This is a genomic window from Alphaproteobacteria bacterium (assembly GCA_019695395.1).
Lineage (GTDB): Bacteria > Pseudomonadota > Alphaproteobacteria > JAEUKQ01 > JAIBAD01 > JAIBAD01.
On sequence record JAIBAD010000003.1, the window covers coordinates 56,393 to 63,605 of the forward strand.

At 35.8% G+C, this 7,213-nt stretch carries 7 protein-coding genes; 2 read left to right on the forward strand and 5 right to left on the reverse strand.

The annotated features are described in order from the left end of the window. Window positions 1-174 precede the first annotated feature (174 nt). Entirely contained in the window at window positions 175-522 is a 348-nt protein-coding gene (locus K1X44_01240) for a DUF2141 domain-containing protein (GenBank protein ID MBX7145913.1), read from the forward strand. Here K1X44_01240 and eno read toward each other — a convergent pair whose 3' ends face one another. The 5 genes from eno to gatC form a co-directional block, all read right to left on the reverse strand. Next, window positions 523-1,788: a phosphopyruvate hydratase gene (gene eno, locus K1X44_01245; protein ID MBX7145914.1), complete on the reverse strand. Its 1,266-nt coding sequence runs from the start codon at window positions 1,786-1,788 to the stop codon at window positions 523-525. Window positions 1,789-1,800: 12 nt separating this feature from the next. After that, window positions 1,801-3,336 (reverse strand): histidine ammonia-lyase, encoded by a 1,536-nt coding sequence (gene hutH, locus K1X44_01250; protein MBX7145915.1) that lies wholly within the window; start codon window positions 3,334-3,336, stop codon window positions 1,801-1,803. An 88-nt stretch (window positions 3,337-3,424) separates the two neighbouring features. Further along, on the reverse strand, window positions 3,425-4,891 hold the full coding sequence (gene gatB / locus K1X44_01255; GenBank protein MBX7145916.1) for an Asp-tRNA(Asn)/Glu-tRNA(Gln) amidotransferase subunit GatB: 1,467 nt from the start codon (window positions 4,889-4,891) through the stop codon (window positions 3,425-3,427). Window positions 4,892-4,895: 4 nt separating this feature from the next. Beyond that, window positions 4,896-6,380, reverse strand: a complete 1,485-nt coding sequence (gene gatA, locus K1X44_01260; protein ID MBX7145917.1) for an Asp-tRNA(Asn)/Glu-tRNA(Gln) amidotransferase subunit GatA — start codon at window positions 6,378-6,380, stop codon at window positions 4,896-4,898. A gap of 2 nt (window positions 6,381-6,382) precedes the next feature. After that, window positions 6,383-6,670: an Asp-tRNA(Asn)/Glu-tRNA(Gln) amidotransferase subunit GatC gene (gene gatC, locus K1X44_01265; GenBank protein ID MBX7145918.1), complete on the reverse strand. Its 288-nt coding sequence runs from the start codon at window positions 6,668-6,670 to the stop codon at window positions 6,383-6,385. A 163-nt stretch (window positions 6,671-6,833) separates the two neighbouring features. On the opposite strand from gatC, the gene K1X44_01270 reads away from it, so the two are divergent. Next, a complete protein-coding gene (locus K1X44_01270; protein ID MBX7145919.1) occupies window positions 6,834-7,181 on the forward strand; it encodes a hypothetical protein in 348 nt (115 codons plus the stop codon). Window positions 7,182-7,213: the final 32 nt, after the last annotated feature.

Below are 7,213 nucleotides of genomic sequence, written 5' to 3' on the forward strand. Positions count from 1 at the left end.
TTTCTGCGATTGTAAGAATTATACTCTTATATAACAAGCTTTATTTATAAAGTTGACAGAAACCCCCAGATATTTTGTTAAATTGTGTGTCATTTTTTTAAAATTCAGTTTCTATTCTTATTATTAGGATTATTCCTGATTAATCCCTGTAAAGGTGCAGATATTTATGTAACTGTGATTAATTTTCAAAGTGATCAAGGTCAAGTTACAGGCGGATTATATCAAAGCGCCAATTTTCTTGATAAAACCCAACGCTTGCAATTTGCCCAATCTATCATCAAAAATAAAAAAGCATATTTGCATTTTAAAAATGTTCCAGCTGGGCATTATGCGGTTAGTCTTTTACATGATATAAATCAAAATGGAATGATGGATTATAATTGGGTTGGGATCCCCATCGAAGGATATGGATTTAGTAATAATGCTAAACCTAGTTTATTGGGCCCACCTTCTGGTAAAGAGGCAGAGTTTTTAATCAATAATCAAGATATTGCAATAACTATTTCTATAAACTATTGGTGATTATTCATTTATGTTTTTGTATTTTGCAAGTGGACCTAACTCTTCTTCAATACGTAAAAGTTGATTATATTTAGCCAAACGTTCAGAACGCGACAATGACCCAGTTTTAATCTGGCCACAATTTGCTGCCACAGCTAAATCAGCAATAAATGTATCTTCAGTTTCACCTGAACGATGGGACATCATTGTCTTATAACCAGCACGATGTGCTATATCCATAGCTTCCATTGTTTCGGTTAATGTCCCAATTTGGTTTACTTTCACAAGCAAAGCATTGGCCGTTTTTTGTTTAATACCCTGTTTTAGTCTTTTTGGATTAGTTACAAAAAGATCATCACCAACCAATTGTACCTTTGAGCCAAGAGTTTTTGTTAATTCTTGCCAGCCTTCCCAATCATCTTCGGCCATACCATCTTCGATAGAAATAACAGGATAATTTTTAATAATAGATTCATAAAATTTAATTAATCCTGGAGCATCAAATTTTTGTTTTTCACCTAACCAATGATATATACCATTTTTATAAAGTTCCGTTGCAGCTACATCAAGTGCAATAGCGATATCGGAACCACTTTTGTAGCCAGCCTTTTCAATAGCTTTAATTAAAAAATCTAGCACATTTTTTGTATCTGCCATATCTGGGGCAAACCCACCTTCATCACCTACATTTGTATTATGTCCTGCTTTTTTCAATTCAGCTTTCAATGCTTGGAAAACCTCTGCCCCCATTTTCATAGCTTCTGAAAAAGATTTGGCACCTTTTGGTACAATCATAAATTCTTGACAATCAAGGGGATTATCAGCATGCGCCCCCCCGTTAATTACATTCATAAAGGGAACAGGTAAAATATGAGCATAAGTGCCACCAAGATAACGATAAAGGGGTATATCTTTCTCTGTAGCTGCCGCTCTTGCAACCGCAAAACTTACACTTAAAAGGCCATTAGCCCCTAATCTTGATTTATTTTCTGTACCATCAAGCTGTATCATATTTTGATCAATAAGCATTTGATGGTTAGCATCAAATCCACATAAAAGCTGCGCAATTTCTGTATTAATCACATCAACTACTTTACTAACACCTTTACCACCATAGGCTTTTTCTTGATCGCGTACCTCAATAGCTTCAAATTGTCCTGTTGATGCGCCTGAAGGTGCAGCTGCACGCCCGATAATACCTGTTTCAAGCTCTACATCAACTTCAACTGTTGGGTTACCACGACTATCAAAAATTTGTCGGGCACGAATATCAACAATAGCTGTCATAATATTTCCTTTTCAACCTAGTTTAGAGTTTAACAAAGTTAATTTTACGGGATGCGCCACAAGTTCTTCATCAATAAGTCTTTTTCCATAGGCAATATCTGGCGCCATATACCGATCTTCTTTCCAAGGAGCAACTTGCCCTCGGACCAACTGAACAATGTTTTCTAAAATAGGGCTAGTTTTATGAGGCGCACGAAATCCTATACCTTGAACAGCCGCTAAAAGTTCTATAGCAAGAATTGTTTTAACATTATCAGCCATTTCTATAAGACGTCGTGCTGCAAAAGTTGCCATACTGACATGATCTTCTTGATTGGCTGATGTTGGTAAACTATCCACACTTGCAGGATGAGCTAGACTTTTATTTTCACTGGCCAAAGCTGCAGCAGTTACATGCGCAATCATAAAACCAGAGTTTAATCCAGGCTCTTCTACTAAAAAAGGTGGTAACCCACTTATACTACTATCAATTAGCAAAGCTATTCTTCTTTCAGATAAGGCGCCTATTTCTGAAACAGCAACAGCCATAGCATCGGCAGCTAAGGCAACAGGTTCAGCATGAAAATTACCACCTGACAAAACTTGATCATCATCCGCAAAAATCAAGGGATTATCAGAAACAGCATTAACCTCTCTTTCAATGATATAAGCTGCATGTTTTAAATGATCAAAACATGCGCCCATAACTTGGGGTTGACAACGCAATGAATAAGGATCTTGGACCCGTTCACAATTGATATGGGATTGACGAATTTTACTGTCTTTCAAAAGATAGCGTAAAATTGATGCAACTTCAATCTGGCCTGTTTGATTTCTTACAGCATGGATACGTGCATCAAATGGAGCATCACTTCCAGCCGCTGCATCAACACTTAAAGCACCAATTGTTAATGCTGACTTAAAACAAATATCAGATTGCAATAAAGAAAAAACTGCAAGTGCAGTTGATGCTTGACTTCCATTTAATAAAGCTAATCCTTCTTTAGCTGCAAGTTCAATAGGTGCTAATTTTAATAAACTTAAAACTTCTGAGGCAGGAAGAATTTTACCTTTTAAACTTATCTGACCAACCCCTAAAAGAGCTGTCGAAAGATGTGCAAGGGGAGCAAGATCACCTGACGCACCAACAGAACCTTTAGAAGGAATACAAGGATAAGCATCTTCATTTAATAAACGAAGCAACATTTTAATAACATGAGCTCGGACCCCCGAATAACCACGCGCCAAACTATTTATTTTAATGATTAAAATTAAACGTACGATAGTATCATCTAATAAATTCCCTGTCCCTGCCGCATGGGATAAAACTAATCTTTTCTGTAACTCTTGCAGATTATCTTTATCAATATGGCTTTGGGCCAAACGCCCAAATCCAGTATTAATTCCATAAACAACCTGTCCACTTGCCAAAATTTCCTCAATTGTTCTAACGCTTTCGTCAATACCATGCCAACACGAAGAATCAAGTTCCACTTTTTTATAAGGTTTAACCATTAAAAGTTTTAAATCTTCAAGGGTTAACATACCTGGACGTAATATATATAACATATCAGTACCCATAACTAATGCTTTTTTAAATATTTTTTACAGGTTGTAGGTTAATTCTAAAAATTTGTAATAAGTAATTCATTCAAAACTAAGTTGATAGTTTTTTTTGTAAAATTTTATTAATAAGATCTGGATTACCCTTTCCGCTAGTTGCTTTCATGGCTTGGCCAACAAAAAATCCAAAAAGTTTTTCTTTACCTGAACGATATTCCTGTACCTTATCAGCATTTTGTTCAAGCACTTTATCAATAGCTTGTTCGAGAGCCGCAGTATCTGTAATTTGCCGCAAATTTTTATTTTCAACAATTGATAAGGCCGGTTGCCCGGTTTCAACCATATCTGCCAAAATATCTTTGGCAATTCGGCCTGAGATAACATTTTGAGAAATTAAATCTAAAAGTTCACCTAAAGCTTTAGATGACACAGGGGATTTTGTAATATCCAAACTCTTACTATTAAGATGGGCAAATAATTCACCAATAACCCAATTTGCAGCCAATTTTGGATCACGATCTTGGGCAACTTGTTCATAATAATCAGCTATTTCTCTTTCTGTTACTAGAACATCTGCGTCATAGGGTGTAAGACCAAATTTGCTAACAAAGCGATTTTTCTTTATATCTGGTAATTCTGGCAAATTATCTTTAATTCGTTTAATTAAATTAGAATCTAATTCAAGAGGTAAAAGATCTGGATCTGCAAAATACCTATAATCATGGGCATTTTCTTTACTGCGCATTGAACGCGTAATCCCACGATTAGAATCAAATAGCCTTGTTTCTTGAATAATTGCTCCTCCCTCTTCTAAAAGATCAATTTGTCTTTTTGCCTCAAAATCTACAGCTTGCTGTACAAAACGAACAGAATTAACATTTTTTATTTCGCAGCGTGTACCCCATTTTTCTCCTGGACGGCAGACAGATACATTTACATCACATCGCATAGACCCTTCTTCCATATTTCCATCACATGTACCCAAATAACGTAAAATACTACGTAATTTTTTAAGATATAACGCGGCTTCTTCTGCGGAACGTATATCAGGCTCTGAAACAATTTCCATTAAGGCCACCCCAGAACGATTAAGGTCAACATATGTTTTATTTGGATGTTGATCATGCATACTTTTTCCTGCATCTTGTTCCAAATGTAATCTTGTAATGCGTATAGATTTTTGTTGGTTACCTGGTAAATCAAGAATTATATTACCCTTCCCTACAATTGGATGATGATATTGAGAAATTTGATATCCTTGAGGTAAATCCGCATAAAAATAATTTTTACGATCAAAAACTGAATATGTATTAATATGGGCATTTAATCCCAAACCCGTTTTGATTGCCTGCTCAACACAATAACTATTAATAACCGGTAACATCCCAGGCATTGCAGCATCAACCAAGCTTACTTGGGTATTAGGTTCAGCCCCAAAATCTGTTGCCGCCCCTGAAAAAAGTTTTGATTGTGATGTAATTTGGGCATGAACTTCAAGCCCGATAACAACTTCCCATGCACCTGTTTTACCTTGAAGATAGTTTTTTTGGTTTTCATCCATCTTTTCAACCTTTAAGATATATTGATAAATCGGGTTTTGCGTTAAAATTTGCTTCTCGTTCTAAAACATAACCTAGACGAAACATCATTTCTTCATCAAAAGAACGGCTAATAATTTGCAGTCCTAAGGGCAATCCATCGTTGGATAACCCTGCGGGTATAGATAAAGCAGGCAATCCCGCTAAATTAACAGGTACGGTAAAAATATCATTTAAATACATAGCAATAGGGTCCACCATTTTTTCGCCTATACCAAAGGCAGGTGTTGGTGTTGTCGGGGTTAGAAGAGCATCCACTTCTTTAAAAACATTTACAAAATCTTGACGAATTAAATTTCTGACTTTTTGTGCTTTCAAATAATAAGCATCATAATACCCAGCTGATAAAACATATGTACCAATAAAAATACGCCGTTTAACCTCGCGGCCAAAACCTGCCGCACGTGTTAATTCATACATAGCATCAAGACTTTCAGCTGGAACACGTAATCCATAACGTACCCCATCATATCTTGCTAAATTAGATGATGCTTCAGCAGGTGCAATTATATAATAAACCGGCAATGCATATTGTGTATAAGGCAAAGAAACAGGTTTAACAATGGCACCTGCTTTTTCTAACCATTGAATACCTTGTTGCCATAATTGTTCAATTTCATTTGCCATACCTTTGGTTCGATATTGTTCAGGAATACCAATTTTTAATCCCTTAATTGATTGCCCAATTACCCCAGTAAAATCCGGAACATTTATTTTGGCCGATGTTGAATCTTTTTCATCATATCCCGCCATAGCTTTCAACATTAAAGCAGCATCATAGACCGTGCGTGCCATAGGGCCTGCTTGGTCCAACGATGAGGCAAAAGCAACAATACCCCAACGTGAACATCGGCCATATGTAGGTTTTGCCCCCACAATTCCTGTAAAAGCTGCAGGTTGGCGAATCGACCCCCCAGTATCTGTTCCTGTTGCACCCAATGCCATACTGGCCGCAACAGCGGCAGAAGAACCACCAGAAGAACCACCTGGAACAAGTTTCGTATGACTATCTTGTTTGCGTTTCCATGGATTTTCAACCGGCCCATAATAGCTGGTCATATTAGAAGAACCCATGGCAAATTCATCCATATTTAATTTACCCATCATCACCGCACCAGCCTTCCATAATTGATCGGTTACTGTGGATTCATATGTAGGGATAAAATTTTTTAAAATATGCGAACCTGCTGTTGTTACAAAACCCTTGGTACAAAATAAATCTTTAATACCTAAAGGAATACCCTCTAAAAGCCCAACCTGTCCCTTTTGACGTCTTTTATCTGAAGCATCCGCCATTTGAAGTGCATGCTCAAAAGTTGGGGTAATATAAATATTAAGGGATGTAAGCTTTTCGTTTAAAGCACACAAATTTTGGGTCAATTCTTTAGCCGTTATTTCACCTTTGGCCAATAAATCAAGAGCACCTTTAATAGTTAAATTTATTAAATCCATAATTATTCAACAACTTTAGGAACAGTAAAAAAGCCAAGAACAGAATCTGGGGCATTCGCTAATATTTGGTCACGAATTCCACCATCATTCACAAGATCTTGACGTTGATGTAGTGCCGTAATGTCACAACCAACCATAGGATCAATTGTAGATGTATCAATTTGGTTAAGTTGTTCAATCCATCCCAAAATCTGTTTAATTTCCATAGAAAATGATTCCACTTCATCAGATTGGATTTGAATTCTTGCCAATTTAGCAATTTTAAGCATATCGTTTTTATCAAAAGACATAGAAGAACCCCAGGGGAAAAACCTTAGTAACAATTTATTTAAATCATTATAGAAAACCTAGCATTAGCATCAATAATCTGCAACCTTAAAGCTAGTAATTATTTAATGATATATATAAAATTACTACTTATATAAAGTATAACATATAATAAATAGGTGATTTTTGTTTTATTCTTTTAATCGTAAATATAATTTATTAGCTTTGTTCCTTGCTTTTCATTTCTTTGTTTTATCATTTTTTTCTTTTCATACTTATGCTGAAGATATAGCAATAGAAGCTTACCCTCTACACCCTATGGTTCAACCACCTATTTTGAATAACCAAATTATACTTAAATTTTTAGGTGGGCTAGAGCTTCGTTCACCAAATGAAAATTTTGGGGGCTATTCCGGTCTTGCAATTCCTGATGATAATCATCAACAAATATTAGCTATATCTGATTTTGGTAAATGGCTTTCTTTTTCACCTATTTATAACAACCAACAAGTATTAAAAAGTTTGATTCCTTAAGTGAAGTTAATGTTTTCCCTAATCCTTCAATA

Coding starts and splice junctions, on each gene's coding strand:
- eno (MBX7145914.1), bottom strand. CDS start 1,788: ATGACAGCTATTGTTGATATTCGTGCCCGACAAATTTTTGATAGTCGT.
- hutH (MBX7145915.1), bottom strand. CDS start 3,336: ATGTTATATATATTACGTCCAGGTATGTTAACCCTTGAAGATTTAAAA.
- gatB (MBX7145916.1), bottom strand. CDS start 4,891: ATGGATGAAAACCAAAAAAACTATCTTCAAGGTAAAACAGGTGCATGG.
- gatA (MBX7145917.1), bottom strand. CDS start 6,380: ATGGATTTAATAAATTTAACTATTAAAGGTGCTCTTGATTTATTGGCC.
- gatC (MBX7145918.1), bottom strand. CDS start 6,670: ATGTCTTTTGATAAAAACGATATGCTTAAAATTGCTAAATTGGCAAGA.